Genomic DNA, 23,965 nt, shown 5'->3' with positions numbered 1-23,965 from the left:
GGACGGCGAGGCACAGTTTACGGTCAGCGCTGGATTTCGCGGTCGCTGTCCAGCGTGTAAGGCAGATTGAGGAGGACGAGCGGCGCTCCTTCGGCGCTTCCGAGGCTGATCCGGCCGTCGGCGACGGCGTCGTCCTGCAGCACGGCGAGCAATTCCACGCTGTTCTCCGGCGTACGGGCGGCCAGTACCACTTCGCCGACGCTGGTGGAATGGACTGGCGAGAACAGCCCGGTGCCGGGCGCCGGCACCTCGTCTGCGTCCAGCGCCAGGCGATACAGGCGGCGCTTGAGGCGGCCGAGATACTGCATGCGGGCGACGATTTCCTGGCCGGTATAGCAGCCCTTCTTGAAGCTGACCCCGCCGACCGCCTGCAGGTTGATCATCTGTGGGATGAACAGCTCGCGGGTAGCGCCGAACACCTGGCCGATGCCTGCGCGCACCTGGCCGAGCAGCCAATCGTCGAGCGGCGCCTCGCGGCTGTGCTCGCGGAGCGTGGCAAGCACCGCCTCGGCGCGCTGCGCCGGAACCCATAGCTCGACGCGGGCGTCGCCCAGGGCGACGGCGAGCAGGTCGCCGTGGCGGGCGATCCTGCCGCTCTCCGCCGGGGTGTCTATCCCCAGGGCGCGCAGTGCCTCGCTGGCGTCGCGCAAGCCTATGCGGAGCCAGGCTGCGCTCTCGTCGGCAAGGCTGGCCTTGGAGAATACGGCGTATTTCTTCAGGTCCGCCAACTGGGCCTCGAGCAGCTCGCCGGCCATCGCCAGCAGCAGGCCGTCGCCCTCGGGCAGGATGCGGAAGCTCGATAGCAGGCGGCCCTTGATGTTGCAGCGGCCGCCGAGGCTGGAGGTCTCGTCGTTGAGGTAGGCGAGGTTGCAGGTCAGCTGGCCCTGGAGGAACTTGGCGGCGTCAGGGCCGCGGACGGCGAGGATGCCTTCATGGACTAGCGGGGTGTGGAAAGCGGGGTCGGCCATTGCGATGCTGCGCGGTCAGTCAGTCAGGACCGTCATCATAGAACTCGGTCCGAGGCTTGTCAGCGGGCAAGAATGCCTGGCGCATCCGCCTTGGCGGTTGTCGGACACTTCCGAGGCCGCCGTCGGCATGGGCCTGCGTCCCGCGCGGATACCCTTGGTTTGCCGGGCAATACGACCAAGGGCGGACGCCGGCGGAGCGACGCCTCGTCATCGGGCCGCGCCATTCGAGCGCAACCGCCCTATAATGCCGGGCGTTTTCGAGGAGCCCGAACATGGCAGATGAAACCGAACTGAAACGACTCTACTGGCACAGCCGTCGCGGCATGCTGGAACTGGATGTGCTGCTGGTGCCTTTCGTGCAGGAGGTTTACCCGGGCCTGGACGCCGAGGACCAGGCGCGCTTCCGCAAGCTGCTGGAGTGCGAGGACCAGGACATGTTCGGTTGGTTCATGCAGCGCGGCGAGCCGGAAGACGCCGACCTGCGGCGGATGGTGCGGATGATCCTGGACCGTGTCCAGCCGGATTGAGCCGTTCGAATGCCGCTGGCTGGTCTCTCCGATCCTGTTGGCGGCGAGCCTGGCACTGTGGGCCCTGGCGCTGCTGTCGATCCTGCTGGCGGCGCTGCCGGTCTGGCTGAAGCCGCCGCTTGCGCTGGTCTGCCTGGCCTACGGTGCCTGGGGGCTGTACCGCCAGGTACTGCTGCGCGGCTCGCGGGCCTTCCGCGGCGTGCGCCATGACGAGCGGGGCTGGCAGCTGTGGAGCGCCGGAAGCGGCTGGCAAGCGGTGCAATTGCGCCCTGACAGCCTGGCGTTGCCCTGGCTCATCGTACTGCGCGTGCGCCTGCCGGGCCGCTGGCGCATCCTTGGCTGCTGTATCCCGGCCGATGCATTGGGCGCCGACAGCCATCGGCGCCTGCGTGTCCGCCTGCGCTTCAGTCGCCGTAGATGGGCGGCACCAGGATAGTGTCGCGGGCTTCGGGCAGCAGGTCCGGATAATCCAGCGTGTAGTGCAGGCCCCGGCTTTCGCGGCGCTGCATGGCCGAGCGGATGATCAGTTCGGCGACCAGCGCCAGGTTGCGCAACTCGATCAGGTCGCGGCTGACCTTGTAGTTGCTGTAGAACTCGTCGATCTCGCTGAGCAGCAGGCGCACCCGGTGCTGGGCGCGCTGCAGGCGCTTGTTGGTGCGCACGATACCGACGTAGTCCCACATGAAACGCCGCAGTTCGTCCCAGTTGTGCGCGATGATCACGTCCTCGTCGGAGTCGGTGACCTGGCTGGCGTCCCAGCTTGGCAGGCTTTCCGGCACGGGCGTGCCGGGCAGGCGCTGGAGCATGTCGGCGGCGGCAGAGCGGGCATAGACGAAGCATTCCAGCAGCGAATTGCTGGCCATGCGGTTGGCGCCGTGCAGGCCGGTGAAGGTGGTTTCGCCGATGGCGTAGAGGCCCGGCACGTCGGTATGCCCGTGCTGGTCGACGAGCACGCCGCCGCAGGTATAGTGAGCGGCCGGCACTACCGGGATCGGTTGCTGGGTAATGTCGATGCCGAAGTCCAGGCAGCGCTCGTAGACGGTGGGGAAGTGCGCCTTGATGAACTCGGCCGGCTTGTGGCTGATGTCCAGGTAGACACAGTCGATCCCCAGACGCTTCATTTCATGGTCGATGGCGCGGGCCACGATGTCTCGGGGCGCCAGCTCGCCACGCGGGTCGAAGCGCGGCATGAAACGCTCGCCATTGGGCAGGCGGAGCAGGGCGCCTTCGCCGCGCAATGCCTCGGTGATGAGGAAACTCTTGGCCTGCGGGTGGTACAGGCAGGTCGGGTGGAACTGGTTGAACTCCAGGTTGCCGACCCGGCAGCCGGCGCGCCAGGCCATGGCGATGCCGTCGCCGGAGTTGCCGTCAGGATTGCTGGTATAAAGGTAGACCTTGCTCGCGCCACCGGAGGCCAGCACGGTGAAGCGGGCACGGAAGGTATCGACTTCGCCGCTTTCCCGATTCAGCACGTAGGCGCCCAGGCAGCGCTTGCTCGGCAGACCGAGCTTGCGCTCGGTGATCAGGTCGACCGCCACTCGCTGCGACAGCAACTCGATGTTCGGTCGCCGCCGGGCCTGGGCCAGCAAGGTATTGAAGATCGCGGCGCCGGTGGCGTCGGCGGCATGGATGATGCGCCGGTGGCTGTGCCCGCCTTCGCGGGTCAGGTGGTATTCGAAGCTGCCTTCCTCGTGGTTGTGCTGCTCGTCGCGGGTGAAGGGCACCCCCTGTTCGATCAGCCACTGGATCGCTTCGCGGCTATGCTCCACGGTGAAGCGCACCGCATCCTCGCGGCACAGGCCGCCACCGGCGACCAGGGTGTCCTCGACGTGGGATTCCACGGTGTCGGTATCGTCCAGCACGGCGGCCACGCCGCCCTGGGCCCAGTAGGTCGAGCCCTGCGACAGTTCGCCCTTGCTGAGGACGGCGATGCGCAGGTGTTCCGGAAGGGTCAAGGCCAGACTCAGGCCGGCGGCGCCGCTGCCGATGACCAGTACATCGTGTTGATAATGTTGGCTCATGCCCGCATTTCCCCGTGGTGGAGCCCTAGTATATAGAAGGGCCTGGCGGCACAATAGCGCACCCCCGCTGCCGGTCCGGCGGATGAGCTGCGGGCCTGTCATCGGCAGGCGTCATCAGAGCGGGGCGATGCTGGAACTTTCTTAGACGCATCGGTTCCAAAGCAGGATGCCTGAAGACCTCGTCCGGTTGGCCTACCCAGCGGCACAGAGGCCGGGCCCTGAGCCCGATGCAATCCATTTTCGCGGGGCCCGGACACGATGTCCGGGGCCGCACGTCACGAGCGAGGAAAAAACTCGTGACGCATGCTTGGAGGGGAGAACTTTTGCAAGAAGCCCGAGTCTATCTTGGCAAGACGATTCGCTGGGACGCTCGAAGCTCCTCCAGGTTCGAAGAGGAGCTTTCATGCTAACCCAGGAACAGGATCAGCAACTGGTTGAACGGGTACAGCGCGGAGACAAGCGGGCTTTCGATCTGCTGGTACTGAAATACCAGCACAAGATACTGGGATTGATCGTGCGGTTCGTGCACGACGCCCAGGAAGCCCAGGACGTAGCGCAGGAAGCCTTCATCAAGGCATACCGTGCGCTCGGCAATTTCCGCGGCGATAGTGCTTTTTATACCTGGCTGTATCGGATCGCCATCAACACCGCGAAGAACCACCTGGTCGCTCGCGGGCGTCGGCCACCGGACAGCGATGTGACCGCAGAGGATGCGGAGTTCTTCGAGGGCGACCACGCCCTGAAGGACATCGAGTCGCCGGAACGGGCGATGTTGCGGGATGAGATCGAGGCCACCGTGCACCAGACCATCCAGCAGTTGCCCGAGGATTTGCGCACGGCCCTGACCCTGCGCGAGTTCGAAGGTTTGAGTTACGAAGATATCGCCACCGTGATGCAGTGTCCGGTGGGGACGGTACGGTCGCGGATCTTCCGCGCTCGTGAAGCAATCGACAAAGCTCTGCAGCCTTTGTTGCGAGAAGCCTGACACAGCGGCAAATGCCAAGAGAGGTATCGCTATGAGTCGTGAAGCCCTGCAGGAAACTCTGTCCGCTGTGATGGATAACGAAGCGGATGAACTCGAGTTGCGGCGGGTGCTCGCAGCTTGCGGCGAGGATGCCGAGCTGCGTTCCACCTGGTCGCGTTACCAGTTGGCGCGGTCCGTCATGCACCGCGAGCCTACCCTGCCGAAGCTGGATATCGCTGCGGCGGTCTCTGCTGCCCTGGCCGACGAGGCCGCTCCGCCGAAAGCGGAGAAGGGACCGTGGCGGATGGTCGGTCGCCTGGCGGTCGCTGCCTCGGTGACCCTGGCGGTGCTGGCCGGCGTGCGTCTGTACAACCAGAACGACGCCCTGCCGCAGATGGCGCAACAGGGGACCACCCCGCAGATCGCCCTGCCTCAGGTGAAAGGCCCGGCCGTGCTGGCCGGCTACAGCGAAGAGCAGGGGGCGCCGCAGGTGATCACCAACTCCTCGTCCAGCGATACCCGCTGGCATGAGCAGCGTCTGCCGATCTACCTGCGTCAGCACGTGCAACAATCCGCCGTCAGTGGTACAGAGAGCGCGCTGCCCTACGCTCGGGCAGCCAGCCTGGAAAACCGCTGAGGAGAGACATGCGCACCACCTCCCTGTTGCTTTTGCTTGGCAGCCTGATGGCGGTTCCCGCCACTCAGGCTGCCGACGCTTCCGACTGGCTGAATCGTCTCGCCGAGGCCGATCGCCAGAACAGTTTCCAAGGCACCTTCGTCTACGAGCGCAATGGCAGCTTCTCCACCCATGAGATCTGGCATCGCGTGGAGAGCGATGGTGCGGTTCGCGAGCGCCTGCTCCAGCTCGACGGCGCGCGCCAGGAAGTGGTCCGGGTCGACGGGCGCACCCAGTGCATCAGCGGCGGCCTTGCCGACCAACTGGCCGATGCCCAGCTGTGGCCGGTGCGCAAGTTCGATCCCTCCCAGCTGGCTTCCTGGTACGACCTGCGCCTGGTCGGCGAATCCCGTGTCGCCGGCCGCCCGGCAGTGGTCCTTGCGGTGACTCCGCGCGACCAGCATCGCTACGGCTTCGAGCTGCACCTGGACCGCGACACCGGCCTGCCGTTGAAGTCGCTGCTGCTGAACGAGAAGGGGCAGTTGCTCGAGCGCTTCCAGTTCACCCAGTTGAATACCGGCGCGGCACCTGCCGAAGACCAGTTGCAGGCGGGCGCCGAATGCCAGGTCGTCGGCCCGGCCAAGGCCGACGGCGAGAAGACCGTGGCCTGGCGCTCGGAATGGCTGCCGCCAGGTTTCACCCTGACCCGCAGTTTCATGCGTCGCAGTCCGGTCACCCCCGATCCGGTCGCCTGCCTGACCTATGGCGATGGCCTGGCACGATTCTCGGTGTTCATCGAGCCGCTGCACGGTGCCATGGTTGGCGACGCGCGCAGCCAGCTCGGCCCGACCGTGGTGGTTTCCAAGCGCCTGCAGACCGATGACGGCGGCCAGATGGTGACCGTCGTCGGCGAAGTGCCGCTGGGCACCGCCGAGCGGGTGGCGCTGTCCATCCGGCCCGAGGCCGCCGCCCAGAAATGATCGAGGAGCAGGGGCGAGTGGTGGCGACCGAGCCGGGAGCGGTATGGGTCGAGACCGTGCGCCGCAGTACCTGCTCGTCCTGCTCGGCCAATGCCGGTTGCGGCCAGGGGCTGATGCAGCGCCTGGGCGTCGGCGCGGGGCGTGCCCGGGTGCGCGCGTTGAGCGAACTGAGCCTGCGGGTCGGCGATGCGGTCGTCCTAGGAATTCATGAAGACCTGTTGTTGCGCGCCTCCGTCCTCTTCTATCTTTTCCCTCTGCTCGGGTTTTTCGTGGCAGCATTGCTGGCGACCCGGGCGGGCCTTGTCGAACCTCTGATCATCGTGTCCGGGCTGGCGGGTTTGCTGGCGGCCTGGCTATTGGTGCGTCGGCATGCTCGTCGTCATGCCGATGATCCAGCCTCGCAGCCGGTGGTTCTGCGAGCGCTGATTTCCGGGCCGTCCGATTCGGCCTGAGTCTTTCTCTTCCCTCGAACATCACGGGAGCTGTAGTCGATGCATACCCTAAAACGCTGTATGGCTGCGATGGTGGCCTTGCTGGCCTTGAGCCTGGCGATGACGGCCCGGGCAGAACTGCCGGACTTCACGCCTTTGGTCGAACAGGCGTCGCCGGCGGTGGTGAATATCAGTACGCGGCAGAAGCTGCCGGATCGCGCCATGGCGCGCGGGCAGCTGTCGATCCCCGACCTCGAAGGGCTGCCGCCGATGTTCCGCGACTTCCTCGAGCGCAGCATCCCGCAGGTTCCGCGCAATCCGCGCGGCCAGCAGCGCGAGGCGCAATCGCTGGGTTCCGGCTTCATCATCTCCAACGACGGCTACATCCTCACCAACAATCACGTCGTGGCCGATGCCGACGAGATCCTGGTGCGCCTGTCCGACCGTAGCGAGCACAAGGCCAAGTTGATCGGCGCGGACCCGCGCAGCGACGTGGCGGTGCTGAAGATCGAGGCGAAGAACCTGCCGACCCTGAAACTGGGCGATTCGAACAAGCTGAAAGTGGGCGAATGGGTCCTGGCCATCGGTTCGCCGTTCGGCTTCGATCACTCTGTCACCGCCGGTATCGTCAGTGCCAAGGGGCGTAGCCTGCCGAACGAGAGCTACGTACCCTTCATCCAGACCGACGTGGCGATCAACCCGGGTAACTCCGGCGGTCCGCTGCTGAACCTGCAGGGCGAAGTGGTCGGCATCAACTCGCAGATCTTCACCCGTTCCGGCGGCTTCATGGGCCTGTCCTTCGCCATTCCGATCGATGTCGCGCTGAACGTCGCCGACCAGTTGAAGAAAGCCGGCAAGGTCAGTCGCGGCTGGCTGGGCGTGGTGATCCAGGAAGTGAACAAGGATCTCGCCGAGTCCTTCGGCCTCGACAAGCCGTCCGGCGCGCTGGTGGCGCAACTGGTGGAAGACGGCCCGGCGGCCAAGGGTGGCCTGCAGGTGGGCGATGTGATCCTCAGCCTGAACGGCCAGTCGATCAACGAGTCCGCCGACCTGCCGCACCTGGTGGGCAACATGAAGCCGGGCGACAAGATCAACCTGGACGTGATTCGCAACGGCCAGCGCAAGTCCCTGAGCATGGCGGTAGGCAGCCTTCCGGACGACGACGAGGAAATCGCCTCGATGGGCGCTCCGGGCGCCGAGCGCAGCAGCAACCGCCTGGGCGTGACCGTCGCCGACCTGACCGCCGAGCAGCGCAAGAGCCTGGATATCCAGGGCGGCGTGGTGATCAAGGAAGTCCAGGACGGTCCGGCCGCGGTCATCGGCCTGCGTCCGGGCGATGTCATCACCCACCTGGACAACAAGGCGGTGACCTCGACCAAGGTCTTCGCCGACGTGGCCAAGGCCCTGCCGAAGAACCGTTCGGTTTCGATGCGGGTGCTGCGCCAGGGACGCGCCAGCTTCATTACCTTCAAGCTGGCCGAATAAGCCGGCTGGCGAAAAAAGGGCGGTTTCCACCGCCCTTTTTCATGCCCGTCAATCCGTTACCTGCGTGACGCCTTGCCCGAGCATCAGGTAAACTCCCCGGCTATTTTTCGGCGGATTGCCGCCCTTGCCCTTTTCGAGTGTGTTGAGCCGTGAGCGACCTGAGCCATATCCGCAATTTCTCCATCATTGCCCATATCGACCATGGCAAGTCGACGCTGGCCGATCGCTTCATCCAGATGTGCGGCGGCCTCTCCGATCGCGAAATGGAGGCCCAGGTCCTGGACTCCATGGACCTGGAGCGCGAGCGCGGGATCACCATCAAGGCCCACAGCGTGACCCTGCACTACAAGGCGCAGGACGGTAAGACCTACCAGCTCAACTTCATCGATACCCCCGGCCACGTCGACTTCACCTACGAAGTCAGCCGCTCGCTGGCCGCCTGCGAGGGCGCGCTGCTGGTAGTGGACGCCGGCCAGGGCGTCGAGGCGCAGTCCGTCGCCAACTGCTACACCGCCATCGAGCAGGGGCTGGAAGTGATGCCCGTGCTGAACAAGATGGACCTGCCCCAGGCCGAGCCGGAGCGGGTGAAAGAGGAAATCGAGAGCATCATCGGCATCGACGCCACCGACGCCGTGGCCTGCAGCGCCAAGAGCGGGATGGGCGTGCTGGAGGTGCTGGAGCGCCTGGTGACCGCCATCCCCGCCCCGGAAGGCGAGATCGAGGCGCCGCTGCAGGCGCTGATCATCGACTCCTGGTTCGACAACTACCTCGGCGTGGTCTCGCTGGTACGGGTGAAGAACGGCCGGGTGAAGAAGGGCGACAAGATCCTGGTGAAGTCCACCGGCAAGGTCCACCAGGTGGACAGCGTCGGGGTATTCACTCCGAAGCACACCGAGACCGTCGACCTGAAGGCGGGCGAGGTGGGCTTCATCATCGCCGGTATCAAGGATATCCACGGCGCGCCGGTGGGCGATACGCTGACCCTGAACAACACGCCGGACGTCGAGGTCCTGCCGGGCTTCAAGCGGGTCAAGCCGCAGGTCTACGCGGGCCTGTTCCCGGTCAGCTCGGACGATTTCGAGGACTTCCGCGACGCCCTGCAGAAACTGACCCTCAACGACTCGTCGCTGCAATACGAGCCGGAAAGCTCCGAAGCCCTGGGCTTCGGCTTCCGTTGCGGCTTCCTCGGCATGCTGCACATGGAGATCATCCAGGAGCGCCTAGAGCGCGAATACGACCTGGACCTGATCACCACCGCGCCCACGGTGGTCTTCGAGATCGTGCAGAAGAATGGCGAGATCATCTACGTCGACAACCCGTCCAAGCTCCCGGACCTGGCGTCGATCCAGGAAATGCGCGAACCGATCTGCCGCGCCACCATCCTGGTGCCCAAGGACCACCTGGGCAACGTGATCACCCTGTGCATCGAGAAGCGCGGCGTGCAGCGCGACATGCACTTCCTCAGCGGCCAGGTGCAGGTGGTCTACGACCTGCCGATGAACGAGGTGGTGCTCGACTTCTTCGATCGCCTCAAGTCCACCAGCCGGGGCTATGCTTCCCTGGACTACAGCTTCGATCGTTTCGAGCCGTCCAACCTGGTTCGTCTCGACGTGCTGATCAATGGCGAGAAGGTCGACGCCCTCGCCCTGATCGTCCACCGCGACAACGCCCCCTACAAGGGCCGCCAGCTGGTGGAGAAAATGAAGGAACTGATCCCGCGGCAGATGTTCGACGTGGCGATCCAGGCAGCCATCGGTGGGCAGATCATCGCCCGCTCGACGGTCAAGGCGCTCAGGAAGAACGTGCTGGCCAAGTGTTACGGTGGCGACGTGAGCCGTAAACGCAAGCTGCTGGAGAAGCAGAAGGCTGGTAAGAAAAGGATGAAGCAGGTCGGTAGCGTGGAAATTCCCCAGGAAGCCTTCCTCGCCGTGCTCAAAGTGGATAGCTAGAACCCATGACACTCAATTTCCCGTTGTTGCTGGTCATCGCCGTGGCTGTATGCGGCGCCCTGGCCCTGGTCGACCTGGTGCTGTTCGCGCCGCGTCGGCGGGCCGCGATCTCTTCCTACGAAGGGCAGGTGAACGAGCCCGATCCGGCAGTGCTGGAGAAGCTCAACAAGGAACCGCTGCTGGTGGAGTACGGCAAGTCGTTCTTCCCGGTGCTGTTCATCGTGCTGGTGCTGCGTTCCTTCCTGGTCGAGCCGTTCCAGATTCCCTCGGGGTCGATGAAACCTACCCTCGAGGTCGGCGATTTCATCCTGGTCAACAAGTTCGCCTACGGTATCCGCCTGCCGGTGCTGGACACCAAGGTGATCCCGATCGGCGACCCGCAGCGCGGCGATGTCATGGTGTTCCGCTATCCCAGCGAACCGAACATCAACTACATCAAGCGCGTGGTCGGCCTGCCCGGCGACACCGTGCGCTACACCAAGGAAAAGCGCCTGTACGTCAACGGCGAGCTGGTGGCGGAGAAACTGGTCGGCGAGGAACCGGGCACCCTGGGCAGCGTGACCCTGTACCAGGAGAAGCTGGGCCAGGCCGAGCACCTGATCCGCAAGGAAATGAGCCGCTATCGCATCGAGCCCGACCGCCAGTGGACCATTCCCGCCGGCCACTACTTCATGATGGGCGACAACCGCGACAACTCCAACGACAGCCGCTACTGGAACGATCCGAAGATCCCCAAGGATCTGCTGGGCATGGTTCCGGACCGCAATATCGTCGGCAAGGCCTTCGCTGTATGGATGAGCTGGCCCGATCCGAAGATGAGCAACCTGCCGAACTTCTCCCGGGTCGGCGTGATTCACTGACCTGTGCGCAGGTTCGCCACGCGGAAGGGCGCTCCTGCTGAATAATCGCGAAGCGGGGCTGCTCCCGAGGGCAGCCCCGCTTTCACTTCCGCGAACGCCGCCGCAGGGCCTTGCCCGATGGCGTTACCGCTCGCTGGACGGAATAACTACACTGACATGAGGTCCGACATGAGGTTCGCGCGTTCGCAGAAGGGGATGTCCCTGCTGGGGTGGCTGGTGGTGCTGGGCGTGGTGGCGTTCTTCGCCAGCGCCGCGTTCAAGATCATCCCGCACTACATGGATTACTATTCGCTGGAGAAGGTGATCACTTCCGTGGAGACCGACAAGGCGGCCGAGGTGCGTTCCGTGCCGGAGTTCTACAGCTACGTCGGCAAGGGGATGCAGATCAACGGCATCCGCAACCTGGACCTGGAGAAGGCCCTGGAGGTGCAACTGGAAGACAACCAATTCCGGGCGCACCTGAAATATGAAAAACGCGAGCCACTGATCAGCAACATCGACCTGGTGGTCCACTTCGACAAAGAATTCCGTGTACGCATGCCGTGAGTAATTCGCTGGACCGACTCGAGCGCAAGCTCGGCTATACCTTCAAAGACCGGGACCTGATGGTCCTGGCCCTGACCCATCGCAGCTACGCCGGGCGCAACAACGAGCGCCTGGAGTTCCTCGGTGACGCCATTCTCAACTTCGTCATCGGCGAGGCGCTGTTCCACCACTTCCCGCAGGCTCGCGAAGGCCAGCTTTCGCGCCTGCGCGCGCGATTGGTCAAGGGCGAGACCCTGGCCCTGCTGGCGCGCGGCTTCGAGGTGGGCGACTACCTGCGGCTGGGCTCGGGCGAGCTGAAGAGCGGCGGGTTCCGCCGCGAGTCGATCCTCGCCGATGCGATGGAAGCCCTGATCGGCGCCATCTACCTGGATACCGGCATGGACTCCGCGCGCGAGCGGATCATCGCCTGGCTCGGACCGCAACTGCGCGAGCTGACCCCGGTGGACACCAACAAGGACCCCAAGACCCGCCTGCAGGAGTTCCTGCAGTCGCGTGGCTGCGACCTGCCGCGCTACGAGGTGGTGGATATCCAGGGCGAACCCCATTGCCGGACCTTCTTCGTCGATTGCGAAGTGGCCCTGCTGAACGACAAGACCCACGGGCACGGCGGCAGCCGCCGCATCGCCGAGCAGGTGGCCGCGGCCGCCGCGCTGGTGGCCCTGGGCGTGGAGAATGGCCATGACTGACATGCACGACGACATCCCCGCCGGCAGCCGTTGCGGCTACGTGGCGATCGTGGGCCGCCCCAACGTGGGCAAGTCCACCCTGCTCAACCACATCCTCGGGCAGAAGCTGGCGATCACCTCGCGCAAGCCGCAGACCACCCGCCACAACATGCTCGGGATCAAGACCGAGGGCGAGGTGCAGGCCGTCTACGTCGATACGCCCGGCCTGCACAAGAGCGGCGAGAAGGCCCTCAACCGCTACATGAACCGTACCGCCAGCGCGGCATTGAAGGATGTCGACGTGGTGATCTTCGTGGTCGACCGCACCCGCTGGACCGAAGAGGACCAGATGGTCCTGGAGCGCGTGCAGTACGTCAGTTGCCCGGTGCTGATCGCGGTGAACAAGACCGACCGCATCGAGGAAAAGGCCGACCTGCTGCCGCACCTCGAATGGCTCACCCAGCAGTTGCCGAAGGCCGAGGTAGTACCGATCTCGGCGCAGCACGGGACCAACCTGGACGTGCTGGAGAAGCTGGTCGCCGAGCGTCTGCCGGAAAGCGAGCACTTCTTCCCCGAAGACCAGATCACCGACCGCAGCAGCCGCTTCCTGGCCGCCGAGCTGGTCCGCGAGAAGATCATGCGCCAGCTCGGCGCCGAGCTGCCCTACCAGATCACCGTGGAGATCGAGGAGTTCAAGCAGGAAGGTCGCATCCTGCATATCCATGCGCTGATCCTGGTGGAGCGCGAGGGGCAGAAGAAGATCATCATCGGCGACAAGGGCGAGCGGATCAAAAGCATTGGCCAGAACGCGCGCAAGGACATGGAAGTGCTGTTCGACTCCAAGGTCATGCTCAACCTCTGGGTCAAGGTCAAGGGCGGCTGGTCCGACGACGAGCGCGCCCTGCGCTCGCTGGGCTACGGCGACCTCTGACCGTTCCCGGCAGCCCGGCGCCAGCCGGGCGCCATCCCTCTCGCGCCCGGTCGACCCGCCATGTCCTTCGCCGCCGCCCAAGCCACCTACGTGCTGCATAGCCGGCCGTACAAGGAAACCAGCGCCCTGGTGGACTTCTTCACCCCGCTGGGTCGCCTGCGCGCGGTCCTGCGCGGCGCCCGCGGCAAGGCCGGCGCCCTGGCGCGGCCATTCGTGCCGCTGGAAGCGGAGTGGCGCGGGCGCGGCGAACTGAAGACCGTGGCCCGCCTGGAAAGCGCCGGCATTCCCAACCTGCTCAATGGCCAGGCGCTGTTCAGCGGTCTCTATCTCAACGAGCTGTTGATCCGCCTGTTGCCGGCGGAAGACCCGCAGCCGGAAATCTTCGCCCACTACGCCGCGACCCTGCCGCTGCTGGCGGCGGGGCGACCCATCGAACCGCTGCTGCGCGCGTTCGAATGGCGCCTGCTGGAGCAACTGGGCTATGGTTTCGCTCTCGATGTCGACATCGATGGGCGCCCGATCGAGCCGCAGGCGTTGTACCAGCTTTTGCCAGAGGCCGGCCTGGAGCCGGTGGCGCAGCTGCAACCCGGGCTGTTCCAGGGCTCCGAACTGTTATCCATGGCCGACGCCGACTGGAGCGCCCCCGGCGCCCTGGCGGCGGCCAAGCGCCTGATGCGCCAGGCGCTCGCTCCCCATCTGGGCGGCCGGCCGCTGGTCAGCCGCGAGCTGTTCATGAACCGTAAGGAGTCACCCCGTGACTGAAGCCACTCGAATTCTGCTCGGCGTGAACATCGATCACGTCGCCACCCTGCGCCAGGCCCGGGGCACCCGCTATCCGGACCCGGTGAAGGCCGCCCTGGACGCCGAGGAAGCCGGCGCCGACGGTATCACCGTGCACCTGCGCGAGGACCGCCGGCATATCCAGGAACGCGACGTGCGGGTGCTCAAGGAAGTGCTGCAAACGCGGATGAACTTCGAGATGGGGGTCACCGAGGAAATGCTCGCCTTCGCCGAGGAGATCCGGCCGGCGCATAGCTGCCTGGTCCCCGAGCGCCGCGAGGAACTGACCACCGAGGGCGGCCTCGACGTCGCCGGCCAGGAACAGCGCATCCGCGACGCGGTGCGACGCCTGGCTGCGGTGGGCAGCGAAGTGTCGCTGTTCATCGATCCCGATCCGCGGCAGATCGAGGCCTCCGCCCGGGTCGGCGCGCCGGCTATCGAACTGCATACCGGTCGCTACGCCGACGCCGAAGACCCCGAGGAGCAGGCCCGTGAACTGCAGCGGGTACGCGAGGGCGTGGCCCTCGGGCGTTCCCTCGGCCTGATCGTCAACGCCGGGCATGGCCTGCACTACCACAATGTCGAGCCGGTCGCGGCCATCGACGGCATCAACGAGCTGAACATCGGCCACGCCATCGTCGCCCACGCCCTGTTCGTCGGCTTCAGGCAGGCGGTGGCCGAGATGAAAGCGCTGATGCTGGCCGCGGCGACCAAGCGCTGAGGCAATCGCGCCCCGCTTGCCGTCGACCTGCGGGGCGGATGAAAGCAAAAAAAAGCCCATCCGAGGATGGGCTTTTCCCTATTCGCTGTCAGGGCTTGCGCGCCACCAGCGTGGCGCGCATCGGTGCCGGCAGGCCTTCGACGGTTCGCGAACGGTCCTGCGGATCGAGGAATTCCGGCAGCGACTGGAAACGCATCCATTCGGTGGAGCGTTGTTCCTCGACGCTGGTCAGGCTGACGTCGACGCAGCGCGCGTCGGCGAACCCGGCGCGGCGCAGCCAGAGCTCCAGGGCTGCCACCGAGGGCAGGAACCAGACGTTGCGCATCTGCGCGTAGCGGTCCTCGGGCACCAGCACGGTGCTGGCGTCGCCTTCCACCACCAGGGTCTCCAGGACCAGTTCGCCGCCGCGCTTCAGGCAGTCCTTGAGCGCCAGCAGGTGGTCGATGGGCGAGCGACGGTGATAGAGCACGCCCATGGAGAATACCGTGTCGAAGCCTTCGAGCTTCTCCGGCAGGTCTTCCAGGGCCAGCGGCAGGTGCCAGGCCGGCAGCTCCGGCAGGTAGCGCTTGGCGGCGAGGAACTGGCAGAGGAACAGCCAGTTTGGATCGACCCCGACCACGCTTTCCGCGCCGGCGCCGAGCATGCGCCACTGGTAGTAGCCGTTGCCGCAGCCGACGTCGAGGACGCGTTTGCCACGCAGTTCGACATGTGGCGAGACACGCTCCCATTTCCAGTCGGAACGCCATTCGGTATCGACCTGTACGCCGAAGAAGTCGAACGGCCCCTTGCGCCAGGGAATCAGCCCTTGCAGCGCTTCCTTCACCTGCGCTTGCAGCGCCGCATCGTGGTCGCTGTGCAGGGCGAAGCGCTGGGCCAGTTCGACCTTCGGCGCGGGCACCTGGGGCAGGCGCTGGACCGCGCTCCACCAACGGGCCAGGTCGCCGTGGCCTTCCTCGATGCGCGCGGCGATCTGCGCGGGCAGGCTGGTCGCCCAGCCGTACAGCGGAGAGCCGGCGAGGTGTCGCTGGAGGGCGTCGAGGGCGAGGTGCTGGATCATGGCAGGGCGATCATCGAGGCGAAGTTGAGACACTGGAACCATTGGCTGACCCGGCTGAAGCCGGCGGCCAGGAGCCGTTCACGGTGTTCCTCGAAGGTGTCGGGGAGCATGACGTTTTCCAGCGCGCTGCGCTTCTGCGCGATCTCCAGCTCGCTGTAGCCGTTGGCACGCTTGAAGGCGATGTGCAGGTCGGTGAGCAGCGCGTGCTCCTGCGCATCGGCGAAGCGCAGTTTCTCCGAGAGGATCAGCGCGCCGCCGGGCAGCAGTGCCTGGCGGATCCTGCGCAGCAGGCCGAGGCGCTGGTCGGGGGCGACGAACTGCAGGGTGAAGTTCATCGCCACCAGCGAGGTGGGTTGCAGGTCCAGGGCGAGAATGTCGGCCTCGATCAGCTCGACCGGCAGCAGCTCCTGGTACATGGCGTCCTGGGCATGCAGGTATTCACTGCAGCGCTCGATCATCGCGTGCGAGTTGTCCACCCCGATCACCCGGCAGCCGTCGTTGCGGACGTGGCGGCGCAGCGACTGGGTGACCGCGCCGAGCGAGCAGCCGAGGTCGTAGAGCACGCTGTTCGGCTGGGCGAACTGCGCGCCGAGTACGCCGATGTTCTCGACGATGGTGGGGTAGCCCGGCACGGAGCGCTTGATCATGTCGGGGAACACGCGCACCACGTCTTCGTTGAACACGAAGTCGGCGACACGTTGCTGGGGTTGGGCGAACAGGCGATCGGACTCGCTCACGCGGGTGACCTCGGGCATCACGGCTTTTCAGGGGGCCGAATTGTAGCCGAGGGATGAGCGTCGCCCAACTGCGCGGCGACGATTCACCCATGCGCGCAGGCGAATCACCTGAGCTTGTCGGAGAAGTACTCTCCCGCGCCCTGCAGCGGACCCAGCGGGTTCTTCTTGTCTTCCAGGCGATGGATGTTCGGTTCGCCGTTGCTGACCTTGTGCACCAGCACGTCGTTGACGAAGACGAACACCGCCTTGAACGACCAGCCCTGCAACTCCCGTTTCTTGCGGAAGTTGAACACGTCCGCCCAGAAGCTGCCGACCCGCTGGGTGTCGGTCTTGCTGAAATCGAAGGCGTAGCCGATGCAACGGTCCTTCGCTTCCAGGCATTGCACCAGGCCGCCCGGCAGGTAATCGATGGGGATGTTCGGCTGGATGAACATGAGCCGCACGTCGATGAACGACAGCATGCGGCCGTTGCCCTGGGTCAATGGATCGAAACCCAGCCCGAACAGCTGCGAACGGGTCGTGCTGCCGGGTTGTGCCTGGGAATAGCGCAGTTCGGCATCGAGGTAGTCGACGAAGGGGGATTGGACTTCCGCTCGTTCGCTGGGCAGCAGGCTGCCGCAGGAGGAAACGAAGACAGTGGATGCCCAGAGCAGTGAGTAACGAAGAGCGGTGCCCATGACGCGCCTCCTTTCGGTGCCGTCGTAGATTGAGTAATAGACGACGCCAAAAAGGCCTGCCGGAATTTATTCAATCGGCTGAAAGCAGCGTGGTTGCTGGTCTGGCGGCGGATTTCCGGCGGCCCGGAAAGTCATTCGAAAGAAAGCCTATAGCGCTCGCCGAGGACCTTCAGGGTGCCTTCGCGACGCAGTTGGCGTAGCCCTTCGTCGAGTTCCGCGAGACGCGCGTCGACCTCCGGCAGGTGCGGGCTGAGGCCGACGTGCAGCGGCTGCCGCCCGGGTAGTTCGCCGGCGCGGCGGATCTGTCCGGCGAGCTGCGGATGATGCTCCAGGTAGTGCTCGATGATGTCGCGGTCTTCCAATAGCACGTCGATGCGGCCGAGCAGCAGTTTCTGCAGGTTGCGCGGCAGCACGCGCTCGCCGCCGAGGACCTGCAGGTGCAGGTCGTCGTCGCCGGCCTGGCTGCGCCAGGCTTCGAAGCGCGGATTGTTCACGTAGCCCTGGGCGAGGCCCAGGCGCTGGCCGAGCAGGGATGCATCGCCGGAGTAGTGCCAGTCGCTGTCGTGGCGGGTATAGAAGGCCAGCCCGACCCAGCCGATGGGCTCACTGCCGACCCGCAGGCCGTCGAGTCCATAGGCGCCGACCAGGCCGTCGCGATGGCCGTCGCGGACCATCTGCACGGCGCGCGGCCAGGGCAGGCTGTCGAAGTGCGGTGGCTCCCGAAGGACCTGGCTGAGCGCCTCGACCAGGTAGCCGGGCCGCTGCGGCGTGCCAGGGCACAGGTAGGGGCAGCCGTCGTCGCCTGCGAAGCGCAACGGTTCGGCCAACGAGAGCAGAGGAGCGGCGCAGGACAGGGCGAGCAGGACGAAGGAGGCGCGGAGCATGGAGTCCTCGGGGCGACGGGGCCTGTCAGGATAGGCCAGGTCGCCACGGCGCAGGACGTCGGTCTTCGTACAGAATGTGTCCGCCGCGGGCAGCGGTTTCAGCGCACCTGGATCGCGCAGGAAAAGCTTTCCGCCGGTTCCGCGTCCTTTTCCCAGGGCCGCCGGTAGACCAGTTCCAGGCGGTCGTCGCCGCTGGCGGCGACGCGGAAGCGCCAGGTCGATTCGCCGCCGCTGCCAACCAGGCCGCTGTCTTCTTCGGAATTGCTGTAGACCTCCGGGCCAAGGCGCTTGAGCACGCTGGCAGCAGGGTTGCGCAGTTCCCAGCGGAAGCCGGTGGTGGGATTGCTCGGCAGGGTCAGCACCAGTTCCTGGCCTTGCGTCAGCTTCAGCGGCGAACAGTCGTCGGCGTCGTCCAGGGTGACCACCGGCTTCTGTTGCCCGGCGCAGCCGGCCAGGACCACGATGGACAATGGCAGCAGCAGACGGGAGGGGGAAAAGGACATGCAGCGCTCCTCGGCTCGAATGGAAAGGGCGCCAGCATAAACCTTGCTGGCGCCCGAGTGCCAAGGTTGGCGCGGCGGACGGCCGAACCGGTCGGCCATCCGCCGCCGGCTCAGGCCGGGAACAGCACCTTGGCCACGTCGCCGTAGCGCTTGGCGAAATGCACGGTCAGCCCTTCCCTGAGATAGTCGGGCAACTCTTCGAAGTGGCCGCGGTTGGCTTCCGGCAGGATCAGCTCGAAGATCTTCTGCCGGCGCGCGGCGATCACCTTCTCGCGGACCCCGCCGATGGGCAGGACCTGGCCGGTCAGGGTCAGTTCGCCGGTCATCGCCACGCCTTTCTTCGGCACCTGGTTGCGCGCCAGGGAGAGCAGGGCGCTGGCCATGGTGACGCCGGCGCTGGGACCGTCCTTGGGCGTGGCACCTTCCGGCACGTGCAGGTGGACGAACGCCTGGTCGAAGAAGGTCGGGTCGCCGCCATACTTCTTCAGGTGCGAGCCGATGTAGCTATAGGCGATCTCGGCGGACTCCTTCATCACGTCGCCGAGCTGGCCGGTGAGCTTGAAGCCACGGTTCAGCGTGTGGATGCGGGTCGCCTCGATCGGCAGGGTGGCGCCGCCCATGCTGGTCCAGGCCAGCCCGGTGATCACGCCGATCCCGGAAAGCACCTGCTCGCTGCGGAACACCGGCATGCCGAGGTAGTCCTCGAGGTCCCTGGGACCGATCTTCACCTTCGACTCGGGATCCTCCAGCAGTTTGACCACCGACTTGCGCACCAGCTTGCCGAGCTGTTTCTCCAACTGGCGCACCCCGGCTTCCCGCGCATAGCCCTCGATCACCGCGCGCAGCGCGGCATCGCTGATGCTCAGGCGGCCCTTGGGTACGCCGGCCTTTTCCAACTGCTTGGGCCACAGGTGGCGCTTGGCGATGGCCAGTTTTTCCTCGGAGATGTAGCCGGACAGGCGGATCACTTCCATCCGGTCGAGGAGCGGTCCGGGGATCGAGTCGAGGGTGTTGGCGGTGCAGACGAACAGCACCTTGGACAGGTCCAGGCGCAGGTCCAGGTAGTGGTCGAGGAATTCGACGTTCTGCTCCGGGTCGAGGGTTTCCAGCAGCGCCGAGGCCGGGTCGCCCTGGTAGCTGGCGCCGAGCTTGTCGATCTCGTCGAGCATGATCACCGGGTTCATCACCTCGACTTCCTTCAACGCCTGCACCAGCTTGCCGGGCAGGGCGCCGATGTAGGTGCGGCGGTGGCCCTTGATCTCCGCCTCGTCGCGCATGCCGCCGACGCTGAAACGGTAGAACGGCCGGCCGAGGCTCTCGGCGATGGATTTGCCGATGCTGGTCTTGCCCACTCCCGGCGGGCCGACCAGGAGCACGATGGAGCCGGCGATCTCGCCCTTGAAACTACCCACGGCGAGGAACTCGAGGATGCGATCCTTGATGTCGTCGAGGCCCGCGTGATGCTTGTCGAGGACCTTGCGCGCATGCTTGAGGTCGAGCTTGTCCTTGCCGTACACGCCCCAGGGCAGGGCTGTGGCCCAGTCCAGGTAGTTGCGGGTGACGGCGTACTCGGGCGAGCCGCTCTCGAGGATCGACAGCTTGTTCAGCTCTTCGTCGATACGCTTGCGCGCCTGCTCGGGCAGCACCTTGCCTTCCAGGCGGGCGCGGAATTCGTCGGCGTCGGCGCTCTTGTCGTCCTTGGTGATGCCCAGCTCCTGCTGGATGATCTTCAACTGTTCCTTGAGGAAGAATTCGCGCTGGTGTTCGCCGATCTTGCGGTTGACCTCGGCGGACAGTTCCTTCTGCAGGCGCGCGACTTCCACCTCCTTGCGCAGCAGCGGCAAGACCTTCTCCATCCGCTTGAGGATCGGCACGGTGTCCAGCACTTCCTGCAGTTCGCCGCCGGGCGCGGTGGTCAGGGCCGCGGCGAAGTCGGTGAGTGGCGACGGGTCGTTGGGACTGAAGCGGTTCAGGTAGTTCTTCAGTTCCTCGCTGTACAGCGGATTGAGCGGCAGCAGCTCCTTGATCGCGTTGATCAGGGCCATGCCGTAGGCCTTCACTTCGTCACTGGGATCGATCGGGGTCTTCGGATAGTCCACCTCCACCATGAACGGCGGACGATGGCGCTTGATCCAGCCCCGGATACGCACCCGCGACAGGCCCTGGGCGACGAACTGCAGCTTGCCGCCCTCGCGCGAGGCATGGTGCACTCGGACCAGCGTGCCGTGCTCGGGCAGGCTGTTGACGTCGAAGTGGCGCGGGTCTTCCGGAGGATTGTCCATGAAGAACAGGGCCAGCGAATGGTGGTCGGTCTTGGCCACCAGTTCGAGGGTTTCCGCCCAGGGTTCTTCGTTGACGATCACCGGCAGCACCTGCGCCGGGAAGAACGGGCGGTTGTGGATCGGGATCACGTAGAGGGTGGTCGGCAGGGTCTGGCCGGGCAGCACCAGGCCGGTGCCGGCGGGCTGCGCGTCGCTGATGTGTTCGGGATTAACGTCCTGGTCGCTCATGAGGCACCTGACTGACTGAAACATGAGAGTCTAGATGGGGCCCCGGGGGCGGGTTTCAATCCCTGTCCGTTCAAGGATGTTGCCGAAGGTTTCCACGCAGCACGCGGTACGCGGGTACCACTTGCGGCAAGGTGCTGGGCAGCGTCGGGCAAGTCGAGTAGAGTGCGCAAAAATTGAGCAGTTGCCGTTCATGTTCGACACCCGCCTCATCCGTCTGCCCGACCAGTCGCACACCCACGCCCACGAGCATCACCAACTGGTGATGTCGCTGGCCGGGCGCGCCGAATTCGAGGTCAACGGCTGTGGCGGGGAAGTCTGCCGGATGCGCGCCTGCCTGGTGCCGGGCGAGGCAGGCCACGTGTTCGCCGGGGTGGGCGACAACCGCATGCTGATCATCGACCTGGGCGAGGACAACCCGACCCCGGAAGACCCCGACCTGCTCGCGCGCCTGTTCGAGGCGCCGCGCTACCCGACCCTGGACGCCGACTTCCAGAACCTGCTCAGCTACGCCGGCGCCGAACTGGCCCGCTACGGCAGCGACCCGCTGCTGACCCGTGCCCTCGGCGGAGTGCTGATCCGCGCCCTGCACCTGCGCCTGTTCGGCGAGCAGCAGCCCCTGGCGGCCAGCGGGCCGCTCGACCTGGAGCGCCTGGACGCGCATATCGTGCGGAACCTGGCGCGGCGCATCACGGTCGCCGAACTGGCCCAGGTCGCCTGTCTCAGCCCGAGCCATTTCCACGCGCAGTTCAAGGACAGCGTCGGCCTGACCCCGCACCAGTACCTGCTCAAGGTCCGCCTCGACTGCGCCGCGCGGTTGCTGCGGGAAAGCCGCCTGCCTCTGGTGCGGATCGCCGAGGAATGCGGCTTCTCCAGCCAGAGCGCGCTGACCACGGCGATGCGCCGCTACCTGGGGCTGACGCCGAAGTCGCTGCGCAAGGGCTGAGCGCCATCCGCCACCTTCGGCGGATAACCGCAGGCGGTTATTCGCCCTACCGGGAGTGGTGTAGGACGGATAACGGCGCGGACGTCATCCGCCGAGCGAATTCGTCCCGCACGGCCTGTCTCAGAACGCCACCTTCACCCCCGCCTCGATGCCGCGTCCCGCCGCCGGCACCCGGTCGCGCAGGATCGAACTGGCGTAGCGCACGGTCTGGTTGGTCAGGTTGGTGCCCTTGACGAAGGCCAGCCAGCGGCTCTCGCCGAGGTCGAAGTTGTAGCCGAGGCTGGCGCCGAGGGTGGTGTAGCCGTCGGTGGAGAGTTCTTCCTCCGGCACGCGGTGCTGCGAGGCGGCGTGTTCGACGTCGACCCGCGCCTGCCACTGCTGCAACTCCCAGATCAGCGCGGTGTTCAGGCGCAGCGGGGCGATGCGTGGCAGCGGTTCGCCGGTGTCCTTGTTCTTGGCGCGGGTGTAGTCCCCGGAGAGTTCCAGGTCGAAGTTGCCGTACGGGCTTTCCAGCAGGTGGATGCGGTCCTGCGCCTCGACGCCGTAGAAGTCCGCGCGAACGCCGCTGTAGAGGTATTCCGGCAGCGCCTCGTCATCGCTGGCGGCGACCACTTCGCCTTCCTCGTTGCGATGGCGACCGCTGGCGAGCAGGCCGATGTAGTTGGAGAAGCGGCTGTAGAACACCCCAACGCTGCCCTTGTGCACGCCGTTGTCGAAGCGCAGGGCGAGGTCGGTGGAGACCGCCTTTTCCTTGTCCGCGTCGGCATCGCCTACCTCGTAGGTGCCGGTGGCGGCGTGCGGACCGTTGGCGTACAGCTCGTAGAAGGTCGGTGCGCGCTCGGTGTAGCTGAGGGTGGCGGCCAGCGACCAGATCGGCGTCAGCTTGTACACCGCGCCGGTGGACAGGCTGCCGGTGGTGAAGCTCTGTGAACCGTCGTTCTCGGCGAAGCGCTCGTTGCCCTTGGCGTCGGGGTCCACGCGGGTGTGCTCCAGGCGGGCGCCGAAGCTGAGGTCGAGGCGGTCGCTGAGCTTCCATTCCTCCAGGGCGAACAGCGCGGCGCTGTCGGTTTCCGTGTGCGGCACGAAGGCTTCCTCGCCGAGGGCGGAGAAGCGGCTGTTGGCGAACTGCGCGCCGACCACCCCGTTCAGCGGGCCGAGCGGGCGGTGGCGGGCCTCGATGCGGCCTTCGTAGCCTTCGTTCTTGAAGGTGGTGCCGGTCTCGCCGTCCTCGATTTCCTTGTGCTCGTACTTGGTATAGGCGGCGTCCAGCTTCAGCGAGGTGAACGGGCCTTCGAGGTCGCGGATCTCGGAGGCGAAGGCGTAGCGGTCCTGCTGCATCTTCAGGCGCACGTCGTCCTCGGCCGGCGAGCCATAGTTGCTGTCGTAGCCGCTGTAGGAGAGGCCGGCGTAACCGTGCTCCCAGTGATAGGAGCCACCGACGGCGCCGCCGTCCTGGCGGCCGTCGCTGTTCTGCACCCGATGCTTGCCGGTGTCGCCGTCGATCTGCCGCTGGCGGCTGGAATGGGCGTAGCCGGGAATCCTGACGTCGTTGAACTCGCGGCTGGCGGCGTCCACGTGCAGAGCGAAGTTGCCGTCGCCGGCCTCCAGTGCGCCGGAGCGGCTACGGGTGGTGTCGGCGCCGCCGTAGCGCAGTTCGCCGCTGCCGTGGATGCCGTCGACGGGTTCGCTGGGGATGCGGTTGTCGAAGCTGTTCACCACCCCGCCGATGGCATTGCCGCCGTAGAGCAGGGCGGCCGGGCCGCGTACCACTTCCAGGCGCTCGACGCTGTTGGGGTCTTCCGGCACCGCGTGGTCGTAGGACAGCGACGAGGCGTCGAGCGCGCCGACGCCGTTGCGCAGCAGGCGGATGCGGTCGCCGTCCATGCCGCGGATCACCGGTCGGCTGGCGCCCGGTCCGAAGTAGGTGGAGGACACCCCGGGCAGGCCGTTGAGGGTTTCGCCGAGGCTGCCTTTCTGTCGCAGGGTCAGCTCGTCGCCTTCGAGCACGCTGCTGGGCGTGGCGGGAGATTCGTTGCCCAGCGGGTTGGCGGTGATCACCTGGGAGGGCAATTCGCTGGGGCGGCCGTCGGCGCCGAGCGTTTCCCCCGAAACAATCAGGCAGGCCAGCGCCAGTGGCGTGAGAGGCCAGAGCGGACGGGAAGGGAAAAGGCCGGAAGAGGACATTGCGGGCTCCATGGTCATGGGTCGGA

General features: G+C 65.9%; 24 protein-coding genes. 15 read left to right on the top strand and 9 right to left on the bottom strand.

Annotation, left to right across the window (positions count from 1 at the left end):
* Positions 1-23: 23 nt before the first annotated feature.
* Positions 24-968, bottom strand: a complete 945-nt coding sequence (locus tag ACM0M4_RS22925) for a YgfZ/GcvT domain-containing protein (RefSeq protein WP_003101947.1) — start codon at positions 966-968, stop codon at positions 24-26.
* A 272-nt stretch (positions 969-1,240) separates the two neighbouring features.
* Between ACM0M4_RS22925 and ACM0M4_RS22920 the strand changes: the two genes are divergently transcribed.
* Together ACM0M4_RS22920 and ACM0M4_RS22915 are read left to right on the top strand one after the other, a co-directional pair.
* The gene (locus tag ACM0M4_RS22920; protein WP_003085532.1) at positions 1,241-1,495 is read left to right on the top strand and encodes a succinate dehydrogenase assembly factor 2; all 255 of its coding nucleotides are present in this window, start codon (positions 1,241-1,243) and stop codon (positions 1,493-1,495) included.
* The gene (locus tag ACM0M4_RS22915) at positions 1,479-1,931 is read left to right on the top strand and encodes a protein YgfX (RefSeq protein ID WP_054376027.1); all 453 of its coding nucleotides are present in this window, start codon (positions 1,479-1,481) and stop codon (positions 1,929-1,931) included. Before ACM0M4_RS22920 ends, ACM0M4_RS22915 begins: the two co-directional genes overlap by 17 nt.
* Here ACM0M4_RS22915 and nadB read toward each other — a convergent pair.
* On the bottom strand, positions 1,900-3,516 hold the full coding sequence (nadB, locus tag ACM0M4_RS22910) for an L-aspartate oxidase (protein WP_003101954.1): 1,617 nt from the start codon (positions 3,514-3,516) through the stop codon (positions 1,900-1,902). The genes ACM0M4_RS22915 and nadB overlap by 32 nt on opposite strands.
* A 403-nt stretch (positions 3,517-3,919) precedes the next feature.
* On the opposite strand from nadB, the gene rpoE reads away from it, so the two are divergent.
* The 12 genes from rpoE (at position 3,920) to pdxJ (ending at position 14,444) form a co-directional block, all read left to right on the top strand.
* Positions 3,920-4,501: an RNA polymerase sigma factor RpoE gene (gene rpoE / locus ACM0M4_RS22905; protein ID WP_003085543.1), complete on the top strand. Its 582-nt coding sequence runs from the start codon at positions 3,920-3,922 to the stop codon at positions 4,499-4,501.
* 31 nt (positions 4,502-4,532) lie between these two features.
* Positions 4,533-5,117 (top strand): anti-sigma factor MucA, encoded by a 585-nt coding sequence (gene mucA, locus ACM0M4_RS22900; protein ID WP_003101958.1) that lies wholly within the window; start codon positions 4,533-4,535, stop codon positions 5,115-5,117.
* Between the two features lie 8 nt (positions 5,118-5,125).
* Positions 5,126-6,076, top strand: coding sequence for a sigma factor AlgU regulator MucB (gene mucB / locus ACM0M4_RS22895; protein ID WP_003101960.1), 951 nt, complete (start codon positions 5,126-5,128; stop codon positions 6,074-6,076).
* Positions 6,073-6,528: an alginate biosynthesis regulator MucC gene (mucC, locus tag ACM0M4_RS22890; RefSeq protein ID WP_016263846.1), complete on the top strand. Its 456-nt coding sequence runs from the start codon at positions 6,073-6,075 to the stop codon at positions 6,526-6,528. The genes mucB and mucC overlap by 4 nt, the downstream gene beginning before the upstream one ends.
* Positions 6,529-6,567: 39 nt before the next feature.
* Positions 6,568-7,992, top strand: coding sequence for a serine protease MucD (gene mucD / locus ACM0M4_RS22885; protein WP_003114183.1), 1,425 nt, complete (start codon positions 6,568-6,570; stop codon positions 7,990-7,992).
* Between the two features lie 149 nt (positions 7,993-8,141).
* Complete coding sequence (gene lepA / locus ACM0M4_RS22880; RefSeq protein WP_003085555.1) at positions 8,142-9,941, top strand: translation elongation factor 4; 1,800 nt, start codon at positions 8,142-8,144, stop codon at positions 9,939-9,941.
* A gap of 5 nt (positions 9,942-9,946) precedes the next feature.
* Positions 9,947-10,801 carry a signal peptidase I gene (gene lepB / locus ACM0M4_RS22875; protein WP_003101969.1) on the top strand — a complete coding sequence of 285 codons (855 nt, stop codon included), beginning with the start codon at positions 9,947-9,949 and terminating at the stop codon, positions 10,799-10,801.
* Positions 10,802-10,969: 168 nt separating this feature from the next.
* On the top strand, positions 10,970-11,347 hold the full coding sequence (locus tag ACM0M4_RS22870; protein WP_003085562.1) for a DUF4845 domain-containing protein: 378 nt from the start codon (positions 10,970-10,972) through the stop codon (positions 11,345-11,347).
* Entirely contained in the window at positions 11,344-12,033 is a 690-nt protein-coding gene (gene rnc, locus ACM0M4_RS22865) for a ribonuclease III (RefSeq protein WP_054376026.1), read from the top strand. The genes ACM0M4_RS22870 and rnc overlap by 4 nt, the downstream gene beginning before the upstream one ends.
* On the top strand, positions 12,026-12,943 hold the full coding sequence (gene era, locus ACM0M4_RS22860) for a GTPase Era (RefSeq protein ID WP_003085566.1): 918 nt from the start codon (positions 12,026-12,028) through the stop codon (positions 12,941-12,943). Before rnc ends, era begins: the two co-directional genes overlap by 8 nt.
* Positions 12,944-13,003: 60 nt before the next feature.
* Positions 13,004-13,705, top strand: coding sequence for a DNA repair protein RecO (recO, locus tag ACM0M4_RS22855; protein WP_003085569.1), 702 nt, complete (start codon positions 13,004-13,006; stop codon positions 13,703-13,705).
* Positions 13,698-14,444, top strand: coding sequence for a pyridoxine 5'-phosphate synthase (gene pdxJ / locus ACM0M4_RS22850; protein WP_003101974.1), 747 nt, complete (start codon positions 13,698-13,700; stop codon positions 14,442-14,444). Before recO ends, pdxJ begins: the two co-directional genes overlap by 8 nt.
* A gap of 88 nt (positions 14,445-14,532) precedes the next feature.
* Here the strand turns inward: pdxJ and cmoB are convergent, their stop codons facing one another.
* The 6 genes from cmoB to lon all read right to left on the bottom strand — a co-directional run bounded on the left by cmoB (position 14,533) and on the right by lon (position 20,812).
* Positions 14,533-15,501, bottom strand: coding sequence for a tRNA 5-methoxyuridine(34)/uridine 5-oxyacetic acid(34) synthase CmoB (gene cmoB / locus ACM0M4_RS22845; RefSeq protein ID WP_003085573.1), 969 nt, complete (start codon positions 15,499-15,501; stop codon positions 14,533-14,535).
* Complete coding sequence (cmoA, locus tag ACM0M4_RS22840) at positions 15,498-16,238, bottom strand: carboxy-S-adenosyl-L-methionine synthase CmoA (protein ID WP_003123029.1); 741 nt, start codon at positions 16,236-16,238, stop codon at positions 15,498-15,500. The genes cmoB and cmoA overlap by 4 nt, the downstream gene beginning before the upstream one ends.
* A gap of 104 nt (positions 16,239-16,342) precedes the next feature.
* Complete coding sequence (locus tag ACM0M4_RS22835) at positions 16,343-16,915, bottom strand: hypothetical protein (protein ID WP_003085577.1); 573 nt, start codon at positions 16,913-16,915, stop codon at positions 16,343-16,345.
* Positions 16,916-17,046: 131 nt separating this feature from the next.
* Positions 17,047-17,799: a substrate-binding periplasmic protein gene (locus tag ACM0M4_RS22830; protein WP_003114186.1), complete on the bottom strand. Its 753-nt coding sequence runs from the start codon at positions 17,797-17,799 to the stop codon at positions 17,047-17,049.
* A 98-nt stretch (positions 17,800-17,897) separates the two neighbouring features.
* Positions 17,898-18,302 carry a protease inhibitor I42 family protein gene (locus ACM0M4_RS22825; RefSeq protein WP_003085581.1) on the bottom strand — a complete coding sequence of 135 codons (405 nt, stop codon included), beginning with the start codon at positions 18,300-18,302 and terminating at the stop codon, positions 17,898-17,900.
* A gap of 110 nt (positions 18,303-18,412) precedes the next feature.
* A complete protein-coding gene (lon, locus tag ACM0M4_RS22820) occupies positions 18,413-20,812 on the bottom strand; it encodes an endopeptidase La (RefSeq protein WP_003101982.1) in 2,400 nt (799 codons plus the stop codon).
* A gap of 190 nt (positions 20,813-21,002) precedes the next feature.
* On the opposite strand from lon, the gene ACM0M4_RS22815 reads away from it, so the two are divergent.
* On the top strand, positions 21,003-21,755 hold the full coding sequence (locus ACM0M4_RS22815; RefSeq protein ID WP_003085585.1) for an AraC family transcriptional regulator: 753 nt from the start codon (positions 21,003-21,005) through the stop codon (positions 21,753-21,755).
* A gap of 120 nt (positions 21,756-21,875) precedes the next feature.
* Here ACM0M4_RS22815 and ACM0M4_RS22810 read toward each other — a convergent pair whose 3' ends face one another.
* Complete coding sequence (locus tag ACM0M4_RS22810) at positions 21,876-23,939, bottom strand: TonB-dependent receptor (RefSeq protein ID WP_003085587.1); 2,064 nt, start codon at positions 23,937-23,939, stop codon at positions 21,876-21,878.
* Positions 23,940-23,965: the final 26 nt, after the last annotated feature.

The organism is Pseudomonas sp. 18-147 (assembly GCF_051048045.1).
GTDB classification, from domain to species: domain Bacteria; phylum Pseudomonadota; class Gammaproteobacteria; order Pseudomonadales; family Pseudomonadaceae; genus Pseudomonas; species Pseudomonas aeruginosa.
This window is presented reverse-complemented; position numbering and strand designations above follow the sequence as displayed.